18 protein-coding genes are annotated in these 26,286 nt (G+C 73.4%); 11 read left to right on the forward strand and 7 right to left on the reverse strand.

All coding sequences use genetic code 11. From position 1 onward, the window contains the following. The first annotated feature begins 57 nt into the window (after nt 1-57). From WMF20_RS35140 to WMF20_RS35150, 3 genes are all read left to right on the forward strand, one after another. Nucleotides 58-507: a response regulator gene (locus WMF20_RS35140; protein WP_437606176.1), complete on the forward strand. Its 450-nt coding sequence runs from the start codon at nt 58-60 to the stop codon at nt 505-507. 252 nt (nt 508-759) lie between these two features. Next, nucleotides 760-1,158: a CBS domain-containing protein gene (locus tag WMF20_RS35145; RefSeq protein WP_165374354.1), complete on the forward strand. Its 399-nt coding sequence runs from the start codon at nt 760-762 to the stop codon at nt 1,156-1,158. A gap of 189 nt (nt 1,159-1,347) precedes the next feature. Next, nucleotides 1,348-2,742 (forward strand): sigma-54-dependent transcriptional regulator, encoded by a 1,395-nt coding sequence (locus WMF20_RS35150; protein ID WP_129578429.1) that lies wholly within the window; start codon nt 1,348-1,350, stop codon nt 2,740-2,742. An 83-nt stretch (nt 2,743-2,825) separates the two neighbouring features. Here WMF20_RS35150 and WMF20_RS35155 read toward each other — a convergent pair whose 3' ends face one another. From WMF20_RS35155 to WMF20_RS35165, 3 genes are all read right to left on the reverse strand, one after another. Further along, nucleotides 2,826-3,947 (reverse strand): branched-chain amino acid aminotransferase, encoded by a 1,122-nt coding sequence (locus tag WMF20_RS35155; protein WP_437606177.1) that lies wholly within the window; start codon nt 3,945-3,947, stop codon nt 2,826-2,828. A 258-nt stretch (nt 3,948-4,205) separates the two neighbouring features. Next, nucleotides 4,206-4,859, reverse strand: a complete 654-nt coding sequence (locus tag WMF20_RS35160) for an MBL fold metallo-hydrolase (RefSeq protein WP_129578431.1) — start codon at nt 4,857-4,859, stop codon at nt 4,206-4,208. 116 nt (nt 4,860-4,975) lie between these two features. Then, the gene (locus WMF20_RS35165) at nt 4,976-6,244 is read right to left on the reverse strand and encodes a hypothetical protein (protein WP_272826401.1); all 1,269 of its coding nucleotides are present in this window, start codon (nt 6,242-6,244) and stop codon (nt 4,976-4,978) included. An 871-nt stretch (nt 6,245-7,115) separates the two neighbouring features. Here WMF20_RS35165 and WMF20_RS35170 point away from each other — a divergent pair. Continuing rightward, nucleotides 7,116-8,207, forward strand: coding sequence for a serine/threonine-protein kinase (locus WMF20_RS35170; protein WP_437606178.1), 1,092 nt, complete (start codon nt 7,116-7,118; stop codon nt 8,205-8,207). A gap of 52 nt (nt 8,208-8,259) precedes the next feature. Here WMF20_RS35170 and WMF20_RS35175 read toward each other — a convergent pair whose 3' ends face one another. Further along, on the reverse strand, nt 8,260-10,005 hold the full coding sequence (locus tag WMF20_RS35175; protein ID WP_437606179.1) for an amidohydrolase family protein: 1,746 nt from the start codon (nt 10,003-10,005) through the stop codon (nt 8,260-8,262). 2,219 nt (nt 10,006-12,224) lie between these two features. On the opposite strand from WMF20_RS35175, the gene WMF20_RS35180 reads away from it, so the two are divergent. From WMF20_RS35180 to WMF20_RS35200, 5 genes are all read left to right on the forward strand, one after another. Continuing rightward, nucleotides 12,225-14,345, forward strand: a complete 2,121-nt coding sequence (locus WMF20_RS35180) for a TOMM precursor leader peptide-binding protein (RefSeq protein ID WP_437606180.1) — start codon at nt 12,225-12,227, stop codon at nt 14,343-14,345. Nucleotides 14,346-14,356: 11 nt separating this feature from the next. Next, complete coding sequence (locus tag WMF20_RS35185; RefSeq protein ID WP_437606181.1) at nt 14,357-15,139, forward strand: SagB/ThcOx family dehydrogenase; 783 nt, start codon at nt 14,357-14,359, stop codon at nt 15,137-15,139. Between the two features lie 22 nt (nt 15,140-15,161). After that, nucleotides 15,162-16,214 (forward strand): TOMM precursor leader peptide-binding protein, encoded by a 1,053-nt coding sequence (locus WMF20_RS35190; protein WP_437606182.1) that lies wholly within the window; start codon nt 15,162-15,164, stop codon nt 16,212-16,214. Between the two features lie 81 nt (nt 16,215-16,295). Continuing rightward, a complete protein-coding gene (locus tag WMF20_RS35195; protein ID WP_437606183.1) occupies nt 16,296-17,951 on the forward strand; it encodes a protein kinase domain-containing protein in 1,656 nt (551 codons plus the stop codon). Next, nucleotides 17,929-18,978: a hypothetical protein gene (locus WMF20_RS35200; RefSeq protein WP_437606184.1), complete on the forward strand. Its 1,050-nt coding sequence runs from the start codon at nt 17,929-17,931 to the stop codon at nt 18,976-18,978. The genes WMF20_RS35195 and WMF20_RS35200 overlap by 23 nt, the downstream gene beginning before the upstream one ends. Nucleotides 18,979-19,089: 111 nt before the next feature. Here WMF20_RS35200 and WMF20_RS35205 read toward each other — a convergent pair whose 3' ends face one another. Next, nucleotides 19,090-20,556: an OmpA family protein gene (locus WMF20_RS35205; RefSeq protein WP_437606185.1), complete on the reverse strand. Its 1,467-nt coding sequence runs from the start codon at nt 20,554-20,556 to the stop codon at nt 19,090-19,092. Nucleotides 20,557-20,567: 11 nt separating this feature from the next. Next, nucleotides 20,568-21,782 (reverse strand): hypothetical protein, encoded by a 1,215-nt coding sequence (locus tag WMF20_RS35210; RefSeq protein ID WP_437606186.1) that lies wholly within the window; start codon nt 21,780-21,782, stop codon nt 20,568-20,570. A 363-nt stretch (nt 21,783-22,145) separates the two neighbouring features. On the opposite strand from WMF20_RS35210, the gene WMF20_RS35215 reads away from it, so the two are divergent. Next, entirely contained in the window at nt 22,146-24,647 is a 2,502-nt protein-coding gene (locus WMF20_RS35215; protein WP_437606187.1) for a M1 family metallopeptidase, read from the forward strand. A 98-nt stretch (nt 24,648-24,745) separates the two neighbouring features. Beyond that, nucleotides 24,746-25,360: a hypothetical protein gene (locus tag WMF20_RS35220; RefSeq protein ID WP_129578442.1), complete on the forward strand. Its 615-nt coding sequence runs from the start codon at nt 24,746-24,748 to the stop codon at nt 25,358-25,360. 159 nt (nt 25,361-25,519) lie between these two features. Here WMF20_RS35220 and WMF20_RS35225 read toward each other — a convergent pair whose 3' ends face one another. Next, the gene (locus WMF20_RS35225) at nt 25,520-26,191 is read right to left on the reverse strand and encodes a hypothetical protein (RefSeq protein WP_437606188.1); all 672 of its coding nucleotides are present in this window, start codon (nt 26,189-26,191) and stop codon (nt 25,520-25,522) included. Nucleotides 26,192-26,286: the final 95 nt, after the last annotated feature.

Consider the following 26,286-nt stretch of genomic DNA (forward strand, 5'->3'; position numbering starts at 1 on the left):
CGCGGCGCGCGCGGGCCGCCCCACGGCGCTGGCACGCAAGTTGGTAGATCGCCCGGCGTGGAACCGCGCAGCCTCGAAGAGCCGCTGATCCTCCTCGTGGACGACGACGTCCGCACCGCGCGCCTGCTCGCGCGCCTGCTCGAAGACGACGGCTTCCGGGTGGAGCTGGCCACCGACGGCGCCCTCGCGCTCGCGCGGCTCGCCCGGACGCCGGTCCCGGATGTCCTGGTGACCGACTTCCGCATGCCCCACGCCGACGGCCTCGCGGTCGCGCGCTTCGCGCGGTCGCTCCGGCCCGATCTCCCGCTCTTCGTGCTCACCGGCTACCCCGAGCTCGTGGCGCGGCTCGGGCGCGGGCTCGAGCCCGAGGCGGTGGTGCACACGAAGCCGCTCGACTACGCCGCCCTGAGCGCCGAGCTCCGCGCCAGCGTGGAGGCGGTGTCCTCTCGCGCCGCCGGCGCGCAGCCGAGCGCCCCTGCGCCGCGCCCCTCCCCCACCCCGGCCTGAGCCCCGCCTTCGTCAGGGAGCGCCCGGCCCGGCGAACGGCTTGCGCCCTCGTGCAACCGCTGCGACCCGCCGCGCGCGGCGGCGGGCCGCAGCGCGGCCTCCCGCGGCCATGGATGCCGCGGATCCGGGCCCGCGGCGCGGTCGCGGGCCGGGGCCGCGCGACGCCGGGCACGCAGCGCCGGGCGCGGCCGGCGTGGCGCGCGTCGTGCACCGGGTCCGGGCATGTGCCTCAGCCGCTTCGAACATGGCGCCGTGAGCGCCGAGCTCACCGAGACCGCAATCGACGTCGCGCGCCGGATGCGCGACTTCCGCGTGGGCTGCGTCGTCGTCACGCAGGGCGCGCGCGCCATCGGCATCCTCACCGATCGCGATCTCGTGATGCGGGTGATGGCCGACGCGCGCGAGCCCGAGAAGACGCTGGTGTCCGAGATCGTCACGTACGACCCCACGACGCTCCAGCAGTCCGACAGCATCGAGACGGCGCTCCGCCTGATGCGCGAGCGCGGCGTCCGGCGGCTGCCGATCGTCCGTCACGACGGCAAGGTGACCGGCATCGTCACGGCCGACGATCTCACCGTGATGCTCGCCGCGGAGCTCTCCGACCTCGGCGCGGGCATCCGCGACAACGTCGACGCGACCGAGAGCCGCTGACGGCGCCTCGTCGCTTCCGCGAGACCGCGCGGCGCGCCTCCGTCGACGACGGCGACGGCGCGGCCTCGCGCCCGGCCTCCGGGCGGCGCTCGCCGGCGCGCCGTCGTCGGCGGAGGCGCGCCGCCGCAGAAGGAGGATCGCGACGCCCGAGAGGCGCGGTATCCTCTGGCGGCCTGCGGAAGGGACGACATGAACGCTGAGAAGAGACAGGGCGCGCGGGTGCTCGTCGTGGACGACGAGGCGAGCGCGCGCTCGGGGCTGGAGAAGCTCCTGCGACAGGAGGGCTATGTCGTGGACGCGGCGGCCGACGGCGCCGCGGCGCTCGAGATCGCGGCGGAGCGGCCGCCGGACGTCGTGGTCACCGATCTGAAGATGCCCAAGATGGACGGGGTGACGCTGCTCGGGAAGCTCCGCGCGCAGGATCCGGCGCTGCCGGTGATCGTCGTCACCGCGTTCGGCGACGTGAGCTCGGCGGTCCAGGCGATGCGGGCCGGGGCCGAGGATTACCTGACGAAGCCGGTCGACTTCGACGCGCTGCTCGTCTCCCTCGAGCGCGCCCTCGAGCGGAGCGCGCTCCGCGTCGAGGCGGAGAACCTGCGCCGGCAGCTGCGCGAGCGCGAGGGCGAGGGCGTCGAGGGGCTCATCGGGGCGAGCCCGGCGATGCAGAAGGTCTACCGGATGGCCCGGCAGGTGGCGGGCGCGCGGGCGACGGTGCTCATCACCGGCGAGAGCGGCACGGGCAAGGGGGAGCTCGCGCGCGCCATCCACGCGAAGGGCCCGCGCGCCAGGGCGCCCTTCGTGACGCTGCATTGCGCGGCGCTCGCGGAGTCGCTGCTCGAGAGCGAGCTGTTCGGCCACGAGCGGGGCGCCTTCACCGGCGCCGACAAGCGGCGCATCGGGCGGTTCGAGCAGGCGCACGGCGGGACGCTCTTCCTCGACGAGGTCGGCGAGATCGCGCCCTCGACGCAGGTGAAGCTGCTCCGGGTGCTCCAGGAGAGGACGTTCGAGCGCGTCGGCGGCAACGACACCGTGTCGATCGACGTGCGCCTCATCGCGGCCACGAACCGCGATCTCGCGGCGGCCGTGCAGGAGGGCCGCTTCCGGGAGGACCTCTACTACCGGCTCAACGTCGTCCACATCGACATGCCCCCGCTGCGCGTCCGCGACACCGACGTGCTGCTCCTCGCGAACCACTTTCTCCGGCGATTCGCGGCGGAGAACCACCGCAAGATCGAGGGGTTCACCGACGAGGCGCGGGCGAAGCTGGTCGCGCACCGGTGGCCGGGGAACGTGCGCGAGCTCGAGAACGCGATCGAGCGTGCCGTGGTGCTCTGCGACGAGACGCGCATCGACGCGGAGCACCTCCCCATCGACGCGGCGCCGGTCGCCAAGGGCGCCCTGCGGATCCCGGGCGCCACCATGGCGGAGATCGAGCGCTATGCCATCCTGTCGACGCTCGAGGCGACGAACGGCTCGACGACGCGCGCGGCCGAGCTGCTCGACATCAGCATTCGCACCATCCAGTACCGCCTGCACGAATACGGTCTGACGGCGAAATCGAAGAAATCGCAGGCTGCGGAGTAGGCGCCGCGCGCCCGCGCGCCGCGCGGCTCACGAGGCCCGCGCCGCGCGTCGAGCGAGGACCGCGAGCGGCGCGCGGCTCCTCGTCAGACCACGTCGTGCATCCAGCCGTACCGGTCGGGGGCGACGCCGTGCTGGATGTTGAGCAGCGCCTCGCGGAAGCGCGCCGCCACCGGCCCCGTCTCGTTGTCGTGGATGGCGAAGGTCCCCTCGCGGGATTTCACCGCGCCGATCGGCGTGATGACCGCGGCCGTGCCGCACGCGAACGCCTCGGTCATGCGGCCCTCGCGCACCGCCGCGCGCCACTCCTCGAAGGTGACCTTGCGCTCCTCCGCGCCATAGCCGAAATCGCGGGCGAGCTGGATGATGCTGTCGCGGGTGATGCCGGGGAGGAGCGTGCCTGTCAGCTCGGGCGTCACGAGCACGGTGCGGCCGCCCTCCTCGTAGACGAAGAAGATGTTCATTCCCCCCATCTCCTCGACATACCGGCGCTGGACCGCATCGAGCCAGACCACCTGCGCGCAGCCCTCCGCCGCCGCATTCATCTGCGCGAGCAGGCTCGCGGCGTAGTTGCCGGCGAACTTGGCCGCGCCCGTGCCGCCCGGCGCCGCCCTGACGAAATCCTCCGAGATCCAGACCGTCACCGGCTTCACGCCCTGGGGGAAATACGCGCCGGCGGGCGACGCGATCACCAGGAAATCGTACTCGCGTGACGACCGCACCCCGAGCGCCGCCTCGGTCGCGAACATCAACGGTCGGATATACAGGCTCTCGCCCACCGCCGCGGGCACCCACGCGCGATCCTGGCGGATCAGGGCGTCGACGGAGCCCACGAACAGCGGGACCGGGATCTCCGGCATCGCCAGGCGCCGGGCAGAGCTGTTGAAGCGGTGCGCGTTCGCCTCCGGCCGGAACGTCTTGATGCGCCCGTCCGGCTGGCGGTAGGCCTTGAACCCCTCGAAGATCGCCTGACCGTAGTGCAGCACCATCGCCGCGGGATCCATCGTGATCGGCGCGTACGGCTTGAGCTGCCCCCGCAGCCAGCCGCCCCTGTCCGCCGCGTACGGGATCACGACCATGTGCTCCGTGAACACGCGCCCGAAGCCGGGGTTCTGCATGCGCTGCGCGCGATCCGCGTCGCCGAGGGGGTGCTGCGTGGGGAGGATCTCGAGATCGGCCTTCGTGGCGGGCGCGCTATCGGTGCTCATCGTGCTCGACTTCCGTGACGGACGGCGGTCGACCCCGCTCCAGCGGGCGCGGCGCGCGCTCTCGTCGTGCGGCATTTTTCAGAAGAATCCTGGCGGGATGCAAGCACTTTCTCGCCGGAAAGCGGCGCCGGCGCGCGGGGCGTTCAAGGCTGGAAGGCGGAGAGATCGACGGGAATTTTCTCCCCGTTTTCCCGCCTCCGCGCCCCGGCGTTCGCGCGGGGGCGCGACGCCGCGACGCCGCGGCCGACGCGCGGCGGATCACGCGCGCAGATAAGGGTTTCTGTCGCGTTCCTCACCGATGGTCGTGGAGGGCCCGTGTCCGGTCACCACGCGGGTCGACGGGTCGAGCGTGAGCAGCTTGCTCCGGATGGATCGGAAGATCGCCTGCGAGTCGCCGCCCCACAGGTCGGTCCTGCCGATGCCGTGCCGGAACAGGGTGTCCCCCGTGAACGCCACCGCGCCCGCCGCGGACAGGGCCAGGAACGACACGCTGCCGGGCGTGTGCCCCGGCGTGTGGAGCACGTGCAGATCGAGCCCGCCGGCCTTCACGACCGCGCCGTCGTCGAGGTCGCCGTCGAGCTCGCAGCGCTCCGGCGCCGCGATGCCGAGGAACGCCGCCTGCACCGGGAGCATGTCGTAGAGGAAGCGGTCGGCCTCGTGGATGCGCGCCGCGGCGCCCGACCAGCGCTGGAGAGGCGCGGTGGCGCCGACGTGATCGATATGGGTGTGCGTGTGCACGATGGCCGCGACCGTCGCCCCGGCCTGCTCGAGGCGCGCGCGGATCTTGTCGAAATCGCCCCCCGGGTCGACGACCACCGCGGCCTTGCTGGCCGGATCGACCACGATCGAGCAGTTGCACCCCAGCGGGCCGACGGCAAACGTCTCGAGCAGCACGGGGCGAGCTTGTAGCACGCCGCGCCCCCGCCTCCACGCGCGACGAGGGCCGGGGCGGCGACGCGTCGACGCCTGGTGGGCCGCGGGCCGCCTCGGCCGCGAGGGCGCGGATCCCCCCGCGCCGCCTGCGGTCGCTATTTCGGAGCGCTCATGAGGGTGCCGCCCGTGCCGAGCCCGTTGGTCCAGTAGGCGCGCTCCGCGTCGAGGGCGATGCCGTAGGGCGAAGGCTCCCCGGCGACGAAGGTCCCGATGATGCCGTTCGGCAGCATCCTCATGATGTTCGGCGACGTCGGGTCGGTCCAGTAGACGCCTGTCGCGTCGGCGGCGATGCCCCTCGGGTTCCCCAGCCCGGTGGCGATCGCCGTGGGCCGTCCGCCGGTCTTGGCCACGCGCATGACCGTGCCGGTCCTGCTGGTCGTCCAGTACACGTGCGTCGCGTCGACCGCGATCTCGCGCACCTCGCCCTGATCGGCCGCCAGCTCCTTGGGCTGGACGTTGCCCGTGGAGCCCTTGGGCGCGGACAGCACGCGGCCGCTGTCGTCGCGGATCGTCCAGTAGACGTGGGTCGCGTCGACCGCGAGGGCGTGGGTCGTCCCCTCGCCCTCCGAGATGACGACGAACGGCCCATTGCCGTTCGAGTCCTTCCGCGCGCGGACCACGGAGCCGCCGCGCTCGCGGTTCGTCCAGTAGACGAACTCGTCGTCGATCGCCACGCCGAAGGGCGCGGCCTGCCCTGCGGCGATGGCGACCGGCTCCTCCTCGCCGCCGATGCGCGTCCTCATCACCTGGCCGTCCCGCTCGCCGCTATTGCCCTGGTTGGCCCAGAAGACGTGGGTGTCGTCGGCCTTGATGTCCGCCGGCTGGACCTGGCCGGTGGCGAGGTTCTTCGCGACCTCGTCGCCGATCACATACTGCCTGACGACGCCCTGCTCGCCGTTGGTCCAGAACAGGGTGCGGCGGGAGACCGCGATGTAGAGCGGATCCTGCTGGCCGGAGACGTGGCGGGTCGGGCGGCCGCAGGCGCTGTCCCGGCAGATGCCGTTGCACGTGACGGGGCAGGTACCGCAGTGGAGCGCGTCGTTCGTCACGTTGACTTCACAGCTGTTCCGCTCGTCCCCATCGCAGTCGACGTAGACGTCGCCGCACTCCGGCGGCTCGTCGACGATGACGGGCCCCGCGCCCGCGCCCCCGGTGCCTCCGCCCGCGCCCGCCTCGCCACGGCCTCCCTCGCCGCCCTCGCCGCCGGCGCCCCCGTCGCCCGGCGCGCCGCCGTCGCCTCCGCCTGCGGAGGTCACGCCCCCCGGCCCGGAGCCGCCGGTAGCGAAGAGGCTCGACGCGTCGGGAGCGGAGCAAGCTGCCACGGCAAGTCCGGAGAAGAGCGCGGGGAGAACGGTGCGACGCATGGTGCTGTGCATGGAAACCTCCACGAATAGAGGCTACACGAGCCCACCGAAAAAACGCATCTGCGAACTTGGCGTGTTGATCACACCGCGTTCGTCCACGCACGACGGGCGCCGGTGTGGGCTGCTCGTGGCGCGACCGCCGTGGTCGAGCCCGCGCGCCAGAGCCGGCTCGTCCGTGGCCCTGCCCTCGCGCTCTCATCTCCTCTCCTCCTCCTCCCCGCGCGCGGATCCCCGCGGAACGGGGCCCGGCGAGGTCGCGGGATCTACCGAGAGGTGGTCGCGCTCCGCCGGCGACGGGCGGCCGCCGCCCCGCGCGGAGTGGGGGTCTCGCGTCGACGGGGCGCGGGCGCGACTCCGCATCTCACGACCAGCGTCTCTCCTCGCGCGCGCCGCCGCGGGCCACAGGCCATGAGGGCTCCTCGCGCGCTGTCCGGCCGGAGTCGCGATGAGCCCGCGCCATGAGCGCGGGAGACGGCGCGGCGGGCGACTCGGCATCACGGCGGAGCGGTCGAATCCCGGGCGAACAGCCGCGAGGGCGCGGCGATCGACGGGCAGCCCGCGCCGAGCGCGTCGAGCGCAACCTCGCGCGACGCGCGCTCGGCGCCGCGGCTCACCCGCGCTCCGCGAGCTCCAGCCTCCGCGCCGCATGAGCCCGCGCAAGCGCGCGTCCCGCCGCCAGGCCGAACCGTGACGATGGCGCTGCGCCCGCAGGGGCGCTACCCTCGGGACGCCCGGTGCGAGCGCGTATGATGTCAGCCAGGGTGGAAGCGCTGTTCCGCCGCCAGACGCCTTGCGGGCGCCGGGCGGCTGCGCGCGCCCTGCGCCGCGGCGCTGCCGGCGCGCGGGGGGCTCGGCCGGGAGGCGCCGCCGCATGAGCGATTCGGTGTACCTCGCGGGGGGTCAGGCGAGCTCGGCGGCGCGCGAGCGGGCGATGGCGCTCATCGGGCGCACGCTCCTCCACCGCTACCGCCTCGAGGAGCTCGTCGCGATGGGCGGCATCGCCGCCGTCTTCAGGGCCACGAAGCTCGCGACCGGCGAGGACGTGGCCGTCAAGGTGCTCCACCCGGACGCGGAGGAGCTGCCCGAGCTCATCGAGCGCTTCGAGCGCGAGGCCGTCGCCGGCCGCCACATCTTCCACCCCAACGTCGCGGCGGTCTACGAGATCAACCAGCTCGACGACGGCGCGTGGTTCATGGTGATGGAATTCATCCGCGGCATCACGCTGCGCAAGCTCATCGACCAGGGCCCCATCCCCCCGCCGCGCGCGGCGAACATCGCGCGCCAGATCGCGACCGCCCTGAACGCCGCGCACGATTTCGGGATCGTGCACAGGGACGTGAAGCCGCTCAACATCATGGTCCTCGACGGGCCGGAGGAGCGCGTCCAGCTCATCGATTTCGGCCTCGCCAAGGTCCCGATCGAGCAGTTCTCCTTCACGACGGGCGACGGCTCGCGCCGCTCGCTCACGAACGCCGGGGTGCTGCTCGGCACGGTGGCGTACATGGCGCCCGAGGCGGCGCTCGGCATGCGCTCCGTCGACCGGCGGGCCGATCTCTACGCGCTCGGCGTCATCCTCTACGAGATGCTCGCGGGCAAGCACCCCTTCACGGCGGTGGAGCCCTCGGCGCTGTTCGCCCAGCACCGGTCGACGCCGCCGCAGCCGATCGCCGAGCGCACCCCCGGCATCGTCATCCCGCCCGCGCTCGAGGCGGTCGTGATGCGCCTGCTCGCCAAGGATCCGGACCACCGCTTCCCCCACGCGCGCGCGGTGCTCGTGGCGCTCGACGCCGCCATCCAGAGGATGAGCGCGCCGGACACGAGCCTCGCCATCGCCGCCCCGGCCAGCCTCCGGGCGGCGGCGAGCTTCATCGAGCGGCGGACCTCGCGCGCCGTGCTCGCCGGCGCGGGGCTCCTGTTCTTCGCGCTGGGGAGCGTGATCGCCTGGATGCTCGCGTCGCGGTGAGCGCGCGCGGCTCCGTCGCGCGCGCCGCGCGCGCCCCGCGGGGCTCCCCGGCCTACTCGCAGACGCCCACGGGGAGGCCCGCGATCGCGGCGCGATCGACGCACCGCTTGCCGCCCGGGCACGCCTCGCCGCGCTCGCCGCGCGGGTCGCAGAGATCGCGGCACGCGCGCGAGGCCCAGTCGCACATGCTGCCGGGCGCGCAGGCGAAGGACGCGTCGCATGGCTGCCCGCCCGAGCCCTTGCCGGCTGACCAGCACGACGTCGCGCCGTTGCCCCAGAACACGCAGGCGGCGCCGTTCTCGCAATCCTGCGCGAAGAGGTCGCAGCCGTCGCCCTCGACGCACGACCCCCCCGTGGGGGAGCCGCCGTCGAAGAGGCACGCGCTCCCCGGCGCGCAGCCGGCGGCGTCGATGCAGGTCGCCGCGCAGACCTGGGCCGAGCTGCACGACCGCGCGGGCGCGCACTCCGAGGCGGCGAGGCACGTCTCGCCGGGGCCGCCGCCCGTCCTGGGCTCGCGCGCGAGGCTCGTCTTGCGGGGCAGCGCGAGCGCGTCGCGATCGAGCAGGACGCCCGATTTGTAGACGCGCGACACCCGCTCGAGCGCGCGGATGTCGGCGAGCGGATCGCCGTCGACCACGAGCACGTCCGCGAGCGCCCCCTCCTCGAGGCGGCCGAGATCGGGCCGGCCGAGCACGTCCGCGGCGGCGCGCGTCGCGGCGGCGAGCGCCGCGGCCGGCGGCATCCCGGCCTCGACGAGGAGCGCGAGCTCGCGGCGGAGGGCGAGCCCGTGGAAGACCGCCGGGTTGCCGGCGTCGGAGCCGGCGGCGATGGTGACCCCGGCCTCGTAGCAGGTGAAGAGGTTCGCGGCCGCGTGATCGCGCGATGTCCTCGAGAGCTCCTGATAGCGCGCCGTCCTGAGCTCCCCGACGAGGGACGGATCGCGCAGGGCGGCGATGACGTCGGCCGGCACGTCGTCGGCGAGGGAGGGGTCGTCGAGCTCGGTGAGCGCTCCGCTGGCCGTGCGGTAAAGTCCGTCCATCACCACGAGCGTGGGGATGACGACGGCCCTGGCAGCGGCCATCCTCCGCGCGAGCTCGGGCGAGATCCGTTCCTGGTCCGGGACGTGCGCGAAGAGCGTCACGCCGGCGTCGAGCGCGTCCTCGATGTCGACGGCCTCCGTTGCGTGGGCGATGACCGGGACGCCCGCGGCCGCGGCGGCCTCGGCGATCGCGGTCACGGACGGGCGCGACAGGCGCGGCAGCGTCCGCGATCCGCCCGACTCGAGAACGATTTTGATGACGTCGGGGCGCTTCGGGAGGAGCGCCTCGAAGGCCGCTGCGACGTCGCCGGGAGCGTCGATGAAGAGGCAGAAATCGCCGGGAGGGTCGCCGTGGTAGCAGGGGTGTCCTCCGGTCGCCGTGAGCAGCGGCCCGGCGGCGAAGAGCTGCGGCGCGAGGACCTCTCCGGCGTCGATGCGCGCTCGCTGCTCGAAGATGACGCGCTGGGAGGAGCCGAGATCGAGGTACGAGGTCACGCCCGCCCGGAGCATCGCCTTCGTATGGTCCTCGAGGTGGAGATCGCCGTCGATATAAGCGTAGGGCCCGGCGACGCTGAGCGAGTGCACGTGGAGGTCGATCAGCCCGGGGAGCACCGTCTTCCCGGCGACGTCCACGACCTCGCCCCCCGCGACCTCGGCGTCGCGCTCGCCGAAGACGACCCGTTTCACCCTGTCTCCTTCGATCACCACCGTCGCCCTGGCCGCGCGCGAGCCGTCGAACACCGTGCCTCCCTTCAGCACGGTGCAGCCCGCACACCCCACCTCGGCGAGGGCTTGCGGCGAGGAGCGCTCCTCGGCGCCGCACCCTGCGAGCCATGTTGACGAAGCAAGCAGACAGGAAGACAGGCCACCTATCGCCAACCCAAGAGAAGTACGGCGCATGACACTCCTTTGGTGATGAGCGCTGAGCGCTCGAGAAGAGGCGGACCCAGGTACCGGAGAGAGCGCAGAAAGGCAATTCTTGGAGGCCGCTCTGATGACTCGATGGATGCGGGCGCGCAGGGCGCCGCATTATCCAGGGTCGTTGGGGCCGCGCGGAGCGCCGCGGCCACGGCGGTACGTGCCCGACGGGCCCGGCGGCTCTCCGGCCGGGGCGCATGGCCGCGCAAGGTCACAGGCGAGCTTGAGCAAGCAGGAAGAGCACGGCATGCAGCAAGAGGAGAGGCCGCAAAGGCGCAAGAGGCGCAAGAGGCGCAAGGAAACAGAGATGGAATTATATCCTTCTCTTCCCCTTGCGTCCCTTGCGCCCTCGCGGTCCTCTTCCCATGAATCTATTTTCGCGGGAGCTCAACGTGATCGACGCTCTAGGAGAGCGCCATTCGTGAAGCGCGAGAGATAGGCAGTCTCGCAAACAGCCCGCAAGCGGTCGGCTCACTCGCGCCGCCCACGGCGCCTATCGACCTGGATGACAAGGGACCTGCGCAACGTCCGTCGCCGGGCGATGAGCCACAGGATTGACGCCCCCCCTTTGCGTACCACACCTAGCTGCGGGAGGCTCTGCGATGAGTGATTCGAACAACGAAAATGGGACGCGGAAGGATCTGGATGTGTCGATGAAGGAGCTGCGCAACGCCATCGACGCTTTGTCGAGCAGGCTGGAAGCAATGGAGTTTGCGAATCCGACCAGCTTCTACTGCGGTTGCAGTTGCCGCTGCCGCTGCCGCTGCCGCTGTGCTTGCGGCGAGTAGCGCTCCTCGGCGCCGCAGCCTGCGAGCCGTGTTGACGAAGCAAGCAGACAGGAAGACAGGCCGCCTATCGCCAACCCAAGAGAAGTACGACGCATGACACTCCTTTGGTGATGAGCGCAGAGCGCTCGAGAAGAGGCGGCCCCGGGTACCGGAGAGAGCGCAGAAAGGCAATTCTTGGAGGTCGCTCTGATGACTCGATGGATGCGGGCGCGCAGGGTGCCGCATTATCCAGGGCCGTTGGGGCCGCGCGGAGCGCCGCGGCCACGGCGGTACGTGCCCGACGCGCCCGGCGGCTCTCCGGCCGGGGCGGATGGCCGCGCACGGTCACAGGCGAGCTTGAGCAAGCAGGAAGAGCACGGCATGCAGCAAGAGGAGAGACCGCAAGGGCGCAAGAGGCGCAAGAGGCGCAAGAGGCGCAAGAGGCGCAAGGAGACAGAGATGGAATTATATTCTTCTCTTCCCCTTGCGTCCCTTGCGCCCTCGCGTCCCTCTTCCCATGAATCTATTTTCGCGGGAGTTCAACGTGATCGACGTTCTAGGAGAGCGCCGTTCGTGGACCGCGGGGATAGGCGGTCTCGCGAACAGCCCGCAAGCGGTCGGATCGCTCGCGCCGTCCACGGCGCCTATGGCCCTGGATGACAAGGGACCTGCGCGACATCCGTCGCCGGGCGATGAGCCACAGGATTGACGAACCCCCTTTGCGTGCCTCACCTATCTGTGGGAGGCTCTGCGATGAGTGATTCGAACAACGGAAATGGGACGCCGAAGGATCTGGATGTGTCGGTGAAGGAGCTGCGCAACGCCATCGACGCTTTGTCGAGCAGGCTGGAAGCAATGGAGTCGGCGACTCCGACCAGCTTCTACTGCCATTGTGGCGGCGGCTGTGGCGGCGGCTGCGGCGGCGGCTGTGGCGGCGGCTGTGGCGGCGGCTGTGGCGGCGGTTGCGGTTGCCGCTGTCGCTGTCGCTGTCGCTGTCGCTGTGGCTGCGCCTAGCCCTGAAGCCGGCGAGGCCGATCGATGGAGCGCCGGAGGAAGACGAGGAGCGCTGGAGTTCAAAAAAAGCAACTTCCCGTCTTCCTGGGCTCACCACGCTCGAGCGAAGGACCGCAGGCCGCCTGCGAGTTCTTCCTCTCTTTGGCTTGTCGGGGCGCCGCTCCTTGGGCGCCAGGTTTGAACCTCTTTACCGAAGGTGCCGCGCGGCGCCGGTCGATCCGCCGCCGCGTTGCCCTTTCCTGGAGATCTCGCGTGGCCATTCGACTGCCCAGCGCATCAATGATCGCCTCAGCGCCCGAGGGGACCGCCCAGCCCGCGCCGGCGGCGGAGCGCGATAGCCTCGCGCGATCGCGCGTCCTCGTGGTCGGGCTCGAGCCGTGGGGCGCCGTCGCGGCCGCCGAGCTCGCGTGCGCGGGCGTCGGCGCGCTCCACGTCCTCGATGACAGGGAAGTGGCGGCGGACGACCTCGGCCCGTTCGCCGAGGCGGATCTCGGGAAGGACCGCGCGCTCTCGCTCGCCCTCGAGCTGTCGCGGATCGCGCCCGGCTGCGCGGTCACGGCCGGGGCGCTGCGCGTCGCCGCAGATCGCCAGCTCATCCAGGAGGACACCGGCTGGGACCTCATCCTCACGTGCGTCTCGGGCGATGATCTCCTCGTCCTTCAGGGCGTCGCGCGCTTCGCTCACGCGGCGTCCATCCGCTCGCTCAGCGCGCACCTCGAGGGGCTCGAGGCGGTGATCGGCCCTGCCGTCGTGCCGGGCGAGACCGCGTGCTGGGACTGCTGCCGTCTCCGGAGGCTCGCGCTCAGCGACCGGTCAGAGGCCGATCACGCGCTCCAGGCGTCGCTCCTCGCCGCACGCCCAGGGCGCCGCGCGCGCACCTACCTCGCGCCGACGCCGGCGCTCCTGGGTCACGCCGTCGCGCTCGCGGCCATCGATCTGCTCGTGAAGCGAGGCGCGTCGCGGCTCGCCGGCCATTTCATGGTGCAGAACCTGGTGGACCTGGAGGCGTCGCTCCACGCCGTCCTGCCGATGCCCTGGTGCCCGGTCTGCGGCGGCGCCGCCGACGCCCTGCGCGCGGGGCGCGCGCGCAAGGGCTCGAGCGCGCTCCTCGTCGACGCGCGTGAGCCGGCGGAGCTCCGCCGGCTCCTGGCCGGCATCGTCGATGCACGGGCGGGCATCGTCCAGCACCTCCGGCTGGGCGCGGTGAGCCCGGCGCTCGCCCCGGAGACGCCGATCATCGCCACCGCGATCCTCAGCAACTATACCGACGGCTCGGCGCACGCGCACTGCTGTGATGAGCCTCAGGTGGGCACCGGAAAGGGCATCACCGCCGTCGACGCTCTGATCGGGGCGACCGGCGAGGCGATCGAGCGCTACTCTTCCGGGCTCTTCAACAAGCAGGGGCTGCTCCGCTGCTCGGTCGCCGAGATGAAGGGCGAGTTCATCGCTCCGGAGCGGCTCTGCCTCTACGACGAGGCGCAGTACGCGAACCCCGGGTTCCCCTTCACGCGGCTCGATCCGGCCACGCCGATCGAGTGGGTCCTCGGGCAGTGGATGGACACCCGCGAGCCCGTGTACGTACCGGCGCTCCCGACCTACTATAATTATTGCGCAGGGCCCGACGCGTACTTCTGCCAGGTGACCTCGAACGGGCTCGCCGCCGGCCCGACGCTCGAGGGCGCGTCGATGGGGGCCGCGCTCGAGCTCATCGAGCGCGACGCCTTCATGATCTCGTGGCTCGCTCGCCGGCCAGGGCGGCGGATCTTGCCCGACGACTCCGTCGCCCCCGAGGTGCACGAGATCGCGCGGCAGCTCGAGGAGCGCGGCGCCCGGATCGAGCTGTACCTCCTCGACGCGGGCATCGCGGTCCCTGTGGTCATGTGCGTGGGCTACGGCGACGGAGAGCGCTGGCCCGGCGCGGTGGTCTCGATCTCCGCCCACCTGAGCCCCGCCGCCGCGATCAGGAAAGCCGTCCTCGAGCAGGGGCAGATCATCAATTACGTCTTCCGCCTGATGACCGGCGAGGAGCTCGCCGTCCCCGAGCGGCCGGAGGACGTGCGCACGCTCGAGGATCACGCCACCTACTACGTCCCCCGGCGACGCGCCGAGGCCTTCGCCTTCCTCCGCGAGGGGGGCACGGTGACCGCCGCCGAGCTCGAGGAGCCCGAGGAGATCTCGCTGCCCGAGCTCGCGCGGCGCGTCCAGGCCGCGGGGCTGCGCATCGCGATCGTCGATGTGACCTCGCCCGATCTGATGGCGACCCCCTTCCGCGTCGCCCGGGCCCTCGGGCCCGACTTCCAGCAGATCCACTTCGGCCACGAGCTCGCGCGGCTCGGCAACCCGCGCCTCCGCTCGATGGCCCCCCGCGGGATCAACCCTGACCCCCACCCGATGGCCTGAGAGAGGACACCATGGCAAGGAGCAAAGAGGCGGACGTCGCGCGGCTCTATCACCTCCATTCCGCCCACGTCAGGGCGCGGCCGCTGGAGCCCCCGTTCGACGCGGATCTCCGGCCGCTCCCCTTCCGCACGTACCTGGGATCGGCGCGCACGCCGCTGCCTGGGCGCGATTTCGCGATCGACGCCCCGCTCGGCGCGGTGCTGGAGCGACGGCGGTCGATCCGCGACTTCGCCCTGCGGCCGATGCCCCTCGCGACGCTCGGGCGGCTCCTCCACGCGAGCTACGGCGTCCGCGGCATGCGAAAGATCGATGGGGAGTGGAGCAACGATCGCCCGACGCCCTCGGCCGGCGGGCTGTACCCGCTCGAGATCTACGTGGCGACGCAGGCCGTGGAGGAGCTCCCGGACGGCCTGTACCACTACGACGCGCGCGCGCACGAGCTCGAGCTCCGCCGGGAAGGCCTCGCGCACACGGCGCTCGTGGGGTTGACCCTGGATCAGGGCATGATCATGAACACCAACGTCGTGGTCGTCATCACGGCAGTCCCGATGCGCACGATGTGGAAGTACGGCCAGCGCGGCTATCGCTTCCTGTGGCTCGACGCGGGGCACCTCGGCCAGAACCTCTATCTCGTCGCGACGGCCATGGGCCTCGGCCCGGTGGCGATCGGCGGCTTCTACGACGAGGAGCTCAGGCGCCTCCTGTCGCTCCCGGCCGAGGAGGACGCCATCTACCTCGTCTGCATCGGTCAGCCCGCGCCGGCAGGGAGCCGGACCGGGACGCAGCGAGCCTGAACCGGGAGCGTCGGAGAGCACCATGCCCAGCATTCGACTCAGCCGCTCGGCCAGCATCACGACTACGGACGCGGGCGTCCTCCTGCGCTCCGATCTCGGCACCTTCCAGGTCACCGGCGCGGACGTGAGCGCGTTCCTCGAGCGGGTGGCGCCGCTGCTCGACGGGTCGCGCGATCGGGAGGCGATCGTCGAGGCGCTCGCCGACTACTCCAGGCAGAGCGTGCTCGCGCTCCTCGACCTGCTCGAGGCGCGCCGGCTGATCGAGCCGGCGCCCGAAGCGCCGCCGGTCGACGGCGAGCGCCTCCGCGGGCAGGGCGAGTTCCTCCGCCGCTGGTCGTCGGCCCCGGAGCAGGCGGCAGCGCGGCTCGCGGCCGCGCGCGTGCTCGTCGTGGGCCTCGAGCCGTGGGGCGCCGCGGCCGCCCTCGCGCTCGCGGCGGCGGGGATCTCCGCGCTCCGCCTGATCGACGCGCGCGACGCCGCCGTCGGCCCGGGCGACGCCGCGGTGGTCCGGGCGCGGGGCGAGGCGGCGCTCGGCGCGCCCCGCCGCGGCGCCGTGGCGGCGCTGATCCGCGAGCGCGCGCCGCGCTGCCGGGTGGACGAGAGCCCCGCCGCCGCGCTCCTCTCGGACGACCTCCTCGCGCGCGTCGACCAGGCGGAGCGCCCGCACCTCCTCGTCGCGGCGGTGCGCGGCGACGACGCGGAGCTCCTGGAGCGCGTCGCGCGGTTCGCGCACCGCGCGCGGATCGTCTCCCTGTTCGCGCACCTCGCGGGCGCGACGGCCGTCCTCGGCCCCCTCGTGTTCCCGGGCGAGACGGCGTGCCGGGTGTGCGCGATGGCCGAGGCGCTGAGCCCCCTGCCCGCCGCAGCCCCCCGGGCCGAGCCCGCGCCCCACGCCGGCGCGATCGGCGCGCAGCTGCTCGGCCAGATGGTGGCCATGGAGGCCCTCCAGGTGCTCTCGGCGTACACGCCCTCGAGGCTCGGAGGCCGGCTCCTGATCCAGGACCTCTCGACGTTCGAGACCTCGCACCACACGCTCGTGCGGCTGCCGTGGTGCAGGGCTTGCGGCGAGGGGTGACGCGGCGGCGGAGGTGCTCTAGCCTGCGGCCGTGAAGAGGGTTCGCCCCCACGCCGCCGCCGACGCTCCGGGCCTTTCGCCATGATCGGCCGGATCCTCGACGAGCGCTACGCGATCCTCCGGCTGCTCGGCCAGGGCGGCATGGGCGCCGTCTACGAGGCGCGGCACACCGGCACCGGCCGCCGCGTCGCGGTGAAGGTCATCCTCGGCCAGGCCGCCGACGACGAGCTCCTCCGCCGCTTCCAGCGCGAGGCGCGCGCGGTCGGCGCGGTCGAGTCGGAGCACATCGCGCAGGTGTTCGACACCGGGCGCGACCGCGAGACCGGCTCGCCGTACATCGCGATGGAGTTCCTCGACGGCGAGGACGTGCAGTCCCTCATCGAGCGGCTCGGCCCGCTGCCGGTCGATCTCGCGCTCCGCATCGCCCTTCAGGCGTGCCTCGGGCTCGAGCACGCGCACGAGGCCGGCGTCGTCCACCGCGACATCAAGCCGGCGAACCTGTTCCTCGCGCGCAAGCCGGGCGGCCAGCGCGTCGTCAAGCTGCTCGACTTCGGCGTCGCCAAGGTGACCGATCAGAGCCTCGGCAACGGCGGGATGACGAAGAGCGGCGCGCTCCTCGGCTCGCCCCTCTACATGTCGCCCGAGCAGGCGCGCGGCAGCGGCGCCATCGACGCGCGCTCGGATCTCTGGTCGCTCGGGATCAGCCTGTACCACGCCCTGTCCGGGCACCGCCCCAACGAGCACCTGACCGGCCTCGGCGAGCTCGTCCTGGCCATCTGCACGACCCCCGTGCGCTGGATCCAGGAGGTCGCGCCGTGGGTTCCGCCGGAGGTCGCCCACGTGGTGCACCGGACGCTGATCATCGATCCGGCCGGCCGCACCGCGAGCGCCGGCGAGCTGGCGGCGGCGCTGCGCGCGTTCCTGCCGCACGGCGAGGCGATCGCCGAGGCGATGCTCGTGCCGCTCGACGCCGCCACGCGCGCGTCGCGGGCGCCGAGCGCGCCGTTCAGGGCCGCCGCGCCGAGCGCGCCGTTCGGGGCCGCCGCGCCGTTCGGCGCCGGGTCGACCCCGCCGCACATGCCGAGCGCGCCGTTCAGCGCCGCCGCGCCGTTCGGCGCCGGGTCGACCCCGCCGCGCATGCCGAGCGCGCCGTTCGACGCCGCGTCGACCCCGCCCCGGCTGTCGGGCGTGCCGTTCGACGCCGCGCCGGGCCCGGCGCGGCCGTCGGGCGTGCCGGGCGGGCCGCACGCGCTGTCGGGCACGGCGCCCGCCACGAGCGTGGGGCTGTCGAACCGCAGCGACCGCCCGGCGTCGCGCGCGCCCGTGGCGCTGCTCGCCGGCGGCGTGCTCGCCGCCGCGATCGCGGGCGGGGCCGGCGTCTACCTCGCGGTGCGCGGCGGCGGATCGCCCCCGGCCGCGCCGTCGGCCGACCCGGAGCCCCCGCGCGCCGAGGCCGAGCCGCCGCCGCCGTCCGCGGGCGCCGAGGCCAAGCCGGCGCCGCGCGCCGAGGCCGAGCCGCCGCGCACCGGCGCGCCGGCGCCCGGGGACGCGCCGGCCGCGGCTTCCTCGACGGCCGAGGCGCCGCCCTCGCCGACGGCGACGGCGACGGCGCGCGCCGCCGCGTCGGCGAGCGCCGGCGTCGCCGCGCGCCCGCCCGCGCCGAGGCCGTCCGCCGTCAGGCCGCCGCCGCCCCCCAGGCCCCCGAGGAATGACGATGACGAGACATCGAGGAAGTAGGCGCGCCGCGTGGTGCATCGCCGCGCTCCTGTCGCTCTCGGCGGGCCTGGCCCGCGCGGAGCCGTCGGCGGATCAAGCCGCCGCGGCCGAGGCGCTGTTCCGCGAGGGGCGCGAGCTCGTCGCGCAGGGCAAGCTCGCCGAGGCGTGCCCCAAGTTCGCGGCGAGCCAGCGGCTCGATCCGGGCTACGGCACCCAGTGGAACCTGGCGGACTGCCTCGAGCGGCTCGGCCGGACCGCGAGCGCCTGGGCGGCGTTCCGCGAGGCCGCGGACATGGCGAGCCGGGCCGGCCAGGCCGACCGCGAGGCGAAGGCGACGCGCCGCGCGGCCGATCTGGAGGCGCGGCTCGAGCGGCTCGCCGTCGCGGTGAGCGCGCCGGCCGACGGGCTCGTCGTGCGGCGCAACGGCGCGGTCCTCGACGCCGGCGCGTGGGGCGCGCCGCTGCCGGTCGACCCGGGCAAGCACCGCATTGAGGCGACCGCGCCCGGCAAGAAGCCGTTCTCGGTGGAGGCGCAGACCGCCGGCCCCGGCAAGGTCGTCACCGTGGCGATCCCGCCGCTCGAGGACGACCCCGCGGCGCCGGGGGCGTCCGCGGCGGCGCCGCCGCAGCCGGGCGGGCCGCCCGCGGCCGGCCGGAGCGGCGCAGCCGGCGCCGGCGCGGGCGGCGACGACGGCGGCGCGAGCACCCGCCGCACCCTCGCCTTCGTGGCCGGCGGCGTCGGCGTCGCCGGCGTCGTGACCGGCTCGATCTTCGGGCTCATCGCCGGCGCGCGGTGGAACCGGGCCCAGGACGAGCACTGCCGGACCGAGACGCTCTGCGACGATCGGGGCGTTTCGCTGGTCGACGACGCCAAGCGCGCGGCGACGCTGTCCAACATCGGCTTCGTGGTCGGGGGGGTCGGGCTCGCGGCCGGCGTCGCGCTGTTCGTGACGTCGCTCGGCGACGCGCAGCCCGCGGCGGCGCGGATCGTGGTCACGCCCGCCGTCGGGGCGAACGGCGGCGGGCTCGGGATCCACGGCCGGTTCTGACGAGCGTCGTCGGCGGCCTCCAGCGCGCGGCGGCCGCCCGCGCGGGGCGCGGCCTGCCGCGCCGCGGTGGGCGGGGCGCGCTCCAGAGGAGGAGCGCGCCCCGCACGTCGCTCACTCGTCGATCACGAACTCCACGCGGCGGTTCTTCGCGAGGCTCGCCGGATCGTTGCCCTCGGCCACCGGCCTGTCTGACCCGAAGCCCTCGGCCGTGAGCCGGCCCGGGCTGACGCCCTTCTGGATCAGGTACTTCCGGACCGCCTCGGCGCGCTGCTGGCTCAGCTCCTGGTTCAGCTCGCGCGTGCCGGTCTCGTCGGTGTGCCCCTCGACCCGCAACCGCTCGATCTCGGGGTTCGCCTTCATGACGAGCGCCACCTGGTCGAGAGTCTTGTACGACTCCGGCTCGAGCTCGGCCGATCCCGTCCGGAAACGGATGGTATCCCGCATCACGAACTCGCCCTGCTCGTACGTGACCCGCGGATCGCCCTTGTCCGGGCAGCCGTCGTCGTCCTCGACGCCGTTGATCGTCTCCTTCTCGTCCGGGCACTCGTCGTCCGAGTTCGGCACGCCGTCGTGATCGTCGTCGGCGTCCTCCTCGGGGCAGCCGTCGCTGTCGTAGTCGCCGTCGCGATCCTCGGGCACGTCGGGGCACTGGTCGCGCTCGTCGTCGACCCCGTCGTGGTCGCGGTCGTGCGAGGTCGGCGTGTACTTCACGCCCGCGAACACGCGGAAGATCGGCACGCCGTAGCCGGCCAGCGCGCCGATGCCCGGGCCCGCGACGATCTCCCACTCGTCGCTCGGGTTGATCTTCACGTAGCCGAGCGCCTCGAGCGGCGTCTCCTCCTCCTTCAGGTCGTCCGCGGTGAAGCCGATACCGCCGTTGGCCTCCGCGCCGATCTCGACCTTCCCGTCGATGCCGCCGAAGCGGTAGCCGAGCGCCGCCGCGTACGTCAGCTCGCTCCCCGCCTCGACGTTGCGGTACGTCGTCCCCTCGCGGATGGCGACGCCCGCGTTGACGCCGAACCTGAGGCCGGGCGCGAACCGGTGATCGAGGACGATGCGCGGCCAGAACACCACGTTGCGCGCGCCGCCCGCGAAGTCGCCGGTGTGCGTGGGCACGCGCAGCTCGGCCACGAGGCCGAGCCCGATGGAGTCGCGGTCGTCGAGGATGCGCAGCTTCGGCACGAGCCGGATGTCGCCGAGGCCCCCGAACGACGGCGAGCCCTCCCCCGACTGGAAGAGGAAGAACGGGATGTCGAGGCCGAGCGCGAACGGCTCGGCGATGGTGACCGAGGCCATGAGATCGGCGCCCAGCCGGCCGCTCACGATCTGGGTCCGCACGCCCCCGTCGCCGGTCGCGACGATGAGCGGGTTGCGCGCGTAGTTCAGCAGCAGCCCGAACTCCCACGGGTCCGCGGGCTCACGGACGCCGGAGCCCTCGGTGACGACGAACGCGTCGTGGGTGACGGCGGGCTTGAAGCGCTCGACGTCGAGGTTGGTCTCCTGCGCCGACGCGATCGTCGCGGCGGCGAGGATCGTGACGATGCTGCAGGCGGTGGCGGCGGTGGTCCGTGCGCGCATGGGTCTCCTCTTCATCGGCCAGCCCCCGGTCCGCGGCGGGGGCGTCTGCGCCAGGCGAGCGCGAGCCCGCCGGCGGCGAGCAGCGACAGGGCGCCGCCGCCGAGGGGCGCGGGCCCCGCCGTGCAGGCGCAGGCGCCGCCCTGGACCGCATCCGCGCCGTCGACGCAGCGCCCGGTCGGCGCGCAGAGCAGGTCGGCGCCGCACTCGGACGAGCCCGGCGAGCACGGGCCGCACTGCCCGCTGACGCACACGAGATCGCCGCACTCGGCGCTCGACGTGCAGGTGCCGCTGGGCGTGGGGACGCACCGGTGATCCGGCGAGCAGTCCTCGTCGGCGTCGCAGTCCGCGTCGTCGACGCACGACACCGGGAGGATGCAGTCGCCGGCCACGCAGACGCCCCGGCCGGCGCAGTCCGCGTCGCGCGTGCAGCCGGAGGGCGGCACGATCACGTCGGGCACCCGGTCGCCGTCCGCGTCGCCGGCCACGCACGGCGCGGAGATGCCGATGTCGAGATCGCCCGCCCCGAGCCCCGGGGCGTCGTTCACCGACCGGAAGTACAGGTTCGCGTTGCACGTCACGCCGACGCTCACGATGTCGAGCGCGATCGAGCCCTGCGCGTATCCCCGCGTCTCGTCGCCGATCAGCACCGGATCGACGTCGGTCCCTGCCTCGGTGGCCACCTGCTGGTCGGTGACCGTGAGGGGCTCGTAGCTCCCCGACGCCGCGAACGTCCAGATCCCCGCGCGCGTGCCGTCGCCCTTCACGCCGAGCACGACCTCGTAGCCGCCCGGCGACTCGTCCTCCGTGAACCGCGGGTCGATCTCGGGCGCCCGGGCCGTGCCGCCGGTCCCCCGGTTCTTGTCGGCGTCGATGAACACGAAGAGCGTCGCCTGGGCGCCGATCGCGGTCGTCCCCGACACGTAGGCGCGCACCCAGAGCCGCCCCGCGTCGGCGACCGCGTAGGCCGTGCGGAAATCGATCGACTGCTCCGGAGCCGCGAACGTCCCCTCGCCGTCGCCCGCGACGTCCTCTTTGCCGTACGGCCAGCGCGGCTCCCCGGTCCTGTCGACCGCGACGATCTCGTCGAGCACGGGCGTCGTCCGCCCGTCGGTCCACGTCTGAGCGGACGAGCTCTTCGGAACGAGCGCGACGGCGAGCGCCGCGCCCACAGCCAGCGGCGCGACCAGCGAGCGCCCCCTCCTGCACCCCTCTCTATGATGTGCCATGGCGGGCCGCATCCTCGCATAGGTCGCTGCAACCCTTGCAAATGAAAGGCGAAATGACCGGTGCAACGCGCCCAGAGTGCGCAGGGGTGCGCGCGCCTCGGACAGCGCCCGCGCGCGCGCCGCGCTCGCCTGCGCCGGCGGCCCGCGCGCCGCGCTCGTGGCGCGCGCGACCGAGCGCCTGTTTTTTCAGCGCCGGGCCTCTCGCCGCCGTTCTCCGGGGCGTCGCCTTCGCTTGGCCACGGGCCCGGGTTCTGTAACTGTCCCGCGGTCAGTTACGCGTCGCTGCGCCGGCTCGGGCTCGAATGCCGGGCTCTAGCGTCGGCCCGGCGAGGGGAAGCTCCTCATTCGATCGAGGGAGACCGGATGCACTGCACTGTCCAGAAACACCGCCCCGGAGCGTTCCGGGTGGCCTGCCTGCTGCTTGGATCGCTCGCCGCGGCGTGCTCGGGGGAAGACCCGGCGCCGCTCGAGGGGAGCGCGTTCGACGTCGAGCGGTACGATCTCCGGGGCGAGTTCGACTGGGAGCGGGGCCGCCTCGTCGCGACGCTGGGCCTCACGCTGTCGATCACCGGCGACGGCCCGCGGGTCGTCGTGCTCGACAGCGCCGTCGCCGAGGTGAAGGAGGTCCGTCGCAAGGACGGCGGCGCGCTCCCGCACGCGATCGATCCGGCGCGCGAGGCGCTCGCGGTCGATCTCTCGAGCGTGCCCGAGGCGGCGCGCGGCGAGCCGATCGCGCTCGAGATCGACTACGAGGCGCTCTCCGGCGACGCGCTCCGCGCGGTGCCGGCGCGCGAGGGCGATCCGGTCGCCGTGCGCGCGGTGTACACGATCTCGGAGCCGCTCGGGGCGTCGCGGTGGATGCCGTGCCACGACGCGCCCTCGGACCGGGCGGTGTTCTCGGTCGCCATGCGCGTCGACGGCGCCGAGTCGCTGATCGCGAACGGCGATCTCGTCGGCGACGAGGATCTCGGCGCCTCGGGCCGCCTCGTCCGCTACGAGACCGCCTACCCGCTGCCGCCCTACCTCATGGCGTTCGCGATCGGCGATTTCGAGGTCGAGCGCGGCGCGAAGGGGGACCTCCCCATCGCGGTCTGGCACCGCCGCGGGCTGCCCGGCGATCACCGCAAGATGCTGGACGAGATCGCGCGCGCGATCGGCCGCTTCGAGGAGCTGCTCGGGCCGTACCCGTTCGAGAAGTACGCGCTCGTGCTCCTGCCGGACTTCTCGGTGGGCGGGGTCGAGCACGCGAGCATCAGCTTCCAGCGCGAGGAGCGGAGCACCGAGCCCGCGCTCGCCTCGGATCTCCTGCTCACGACGCACGAGCTCGCGCACCAGTGGTTCGGCGATCTGGTGACGGTGGCGACGTGGGACGACCTCTGGATCAAGGAGGGCATGGCGACGCTGCTCCAGCAGGAGGGCGTCCGCGCCTACACGGACGAGAGCGGCGCGGGCACGCTGAACGGCGACGAGCTCGGCCCCCGCGCGGGCGACGCCGTCCGCGACCCGTCGCTCGCGCCGGACGAGAAGTACACGAGCGGCCCCTACGACCGCGCGGCCTGGCTGCTCACCCAGATCCGCAGCCTCACCGGCGAGGACGCCTTCTGGTCGGCGCTCCGCGGCGTGCTCGCGGAGCGCCGCTTCGGGACGATCGGCACGGACGAGCTCCTCGACGCCTTCGCGCCGGCGCTCGGCCCGGAGGCGCTCGCCCGCGCGCGGCGCGCGGTCTCGGCCAAGGCGCTCCCGACGCTCGCCGTCGAGCCCGCGCCGTCGGGCGGGGCGTTCGTCACGCTGCGCGACCCGGAGGGCGCGCTCGTCGCCCCGCTGGAGCTCGCCTGGGTCTCCGAGGACGGCGTCACCCGCGTGCAGGCGCTCGCGCCCGGCGAGCGCGTCGAGGTCGCGCCCGCGCGCCCCTCCGAGCTCCTCGTCGTCGATCCGCAGGATCGCCACCCCGAGTGGGCCTTCCTCGGCACCGAGCGCGATCTCGAGGCCTACGCCGCGGCGCTCGCTCCGCGCCGCGTGCCGTCGGCTCCCGAGGCGGTCTCGCGCTTCCTCGACGTCGGCGGCGCGCACCAGCTCGCCGCGCTCCAGGGCGGCCTGCCCGCGGGGCTCGCGCCCGAGCAATTCGAGATCTTCCTGGAGGACCTCGACGGCGAGGCGGCCCGCGCCGTGGCGCTCGCCGCGGCGTGCGACGCCGCGAGCGCGCCGGGCCTCGACGCCGAGGTCCGCGGCGCGTGGTCGAGCGTGCTCGCCGGCCTCCTCGCCGGCGCCCCGCACAGCTACGGGCTCGACTACGTCGACAGCTACGCGGCGTGCAGCGCCGTCGTCTCGCCCGAGGAGCTGTTCGCCGAGGACTGGGCCCTCTTGCGGGGCGGGCTCGCGTGCGGCGGCGTCTCCGACGCGCGGCTCCAGTACCTCTCCAAGTTCAGGTTGTCGCCCGACGCGGCGCTCCGCACGTGGGGACCGGTCGCGCTCGCGTCGGGCTCGGTGCGCGCGCGCGTCCTCGCGATCCGGCACCTCGCGACGTACCTGGAGGGGCTCGACCAGGCCGCCCTCCCCGCGTGGCGCGACTTCTTCGCTGGCGTGCTCGGCGTGACCGACGTCTCCGACGTCCTCGCCGCGGATCTCCGCGCCGTGGTGGCCTCTGCCGCGCCCACGCCGGCTGGCAACGAGGCGGCGCTCAGGGGCCTGACTCGGGTGCTTCGCGCGCCCGCGGCCCGCTCGGTCCACCCCGGCGCCGTCTGTGCGGCGTTCGCGTTGATGGGCGGTGACGAGCAGGCGTTCCGCCGCTTCGCCGCCGCCCTCGACGGCGCGGACTTGACCGATCGCGCCGCCGCCTTGCTGCGTTCTCCAGCCGACTGCCGCTGAGGCTTCGCGCCCCGCGACGCGTCTCCTGCGGCCAGCCTCGCGTCGAGGCGAGGCTGGCCGCCTGCGTCGAAAGCGGACGCTGCTATGCTCCTCTGCCCATGTCGGAGCTCATCCACCTTCTTCGCCAGAACGCCCCGGTCGCTCGCCTCGCGGAGTACCTCGATGGCCTGACGCACGACGAGCGTCTCCGCGCCCTCTCGACCACGACCCGCGCGGATCAGCGGTCGCTCTACGCCGCCGCGAGCCACTCCCCCCCGATCACGCTCGACTTCTTCGTCCCGGACGGCATCTCGCGCCGTGTCGCGGTTCATCACCAGGGCAGGAACAGTCTTCCTCTCCCGTCGCCGTTCCGCTTCTTCGAGAAGCGTTTTGCCCGCCCCGAGGACGGCAGCGCCCGGCTCTTTGGTTACAACGAGGGTCTCACGCGCTCCTGGATCGGCCCTGGCTTCTTCGTCGCGGTCCCGACCGCCGGCAATCTGGCCTGGCAGGAGCGCGGCGCGGTGGTGATCGACTACTTCCAGGTCCCGGACGGCCCCGTGCCCGACGGCTGGCCCCAGGTCGTCCCCAACAGCAAAGGCCTCCAGGCCTTTGTATACAACGGAACGCGCGACTTCATGCGTCGAGTCTCCAAGGACGTATCCGTCGGCGCCGCCTTCAAGGGAGAGAAGGCGCTCGATCACTACTTCACGCTCTGTCGCACCCCGTCGATCTAGAGCGGTTTTCGCCCGTCTCTCGTACATGCGTTACAGAGCGGCGCTCACCCGCACAGGAGACGGGTCCAGCTCGGCGTTTTCGGCGCGGAAGCGCACTCCGGTGCGCTGAGCACCGAAAACGTCGAGATGGGCCCGTATCCGAAGCGGGTGACCGCCGCTCTAATTCGGCCGCGTCCCCCCTGCCCCCGAGAGCCGCGCGACCAGCCCCTTTCTCAGGAGCCCCACCTTGTTCCGCATCGCGGTCACCTGCTGCCGCATTCCGTCCGCCTGCTCCGCGAGGTCCACGATCCCCGCCGCCGTCGCCGCCTGAGCCAGCTCGCGCGCCTCGTCGGCGAGGCGCCCCATGCGCCCCTCGACCTCGTCCATGGCCGCCACCACCTCCGCGATCTGCTCGGGGCTCGTCGCCTCGCGCTGGCGCGCCGCCGCCTCCTGGACCAGCTGGTTGATGTTCCGCCCCTCCTCGCCGAGCGCCGCGAAGCGCTGAAACAGCTCCCCGAGCTGCTCCGCACGCCGCTTGATCTCTTCCCCCCGCGCGGCCAGCGCCGTCGCCGTCGCCTCGTGGCGATCCCGCGCCGCGGCGATCGCCGCGATCAGCGACCCGAGCGCCACGCTCACGCGCTGCTGCGCCTCCGCGGCCTCGGTCGTCGACTTCGCCGCGCGCTCGATCCCCTTGCGTGTGTCCAAGGACAGCCGCCGCGCCGACTCTGCGAGCTCCTCGAAGCGGATGAGCTCGCGCTCGAGCGCGCGCGCCGCCTCGGCGAGCTCGCCCCCGCCCTTGTTGTGCTCGTCATTCCCGCCCCCGCCGCGGCCGTTCTTCTCGCGCTTGTTCACGTTGTCCACTCTCGACCGCCCCTTGCGTCCGTCCGCGTGAGGCCCCCTGCATCCTGCACGATCCCCGGCCCGCGCGGCACTCCCTGCGCTCGCCC

The organism is Sorangium sp. So ce834, from assembly GCF_051521425.1.
Classification (GTDB): Bacteria; Myxococcota_A; Polyangia; order Polyangiales; family Polyangiaceae; genus Sorangium; species Sorangium cellulosum_D.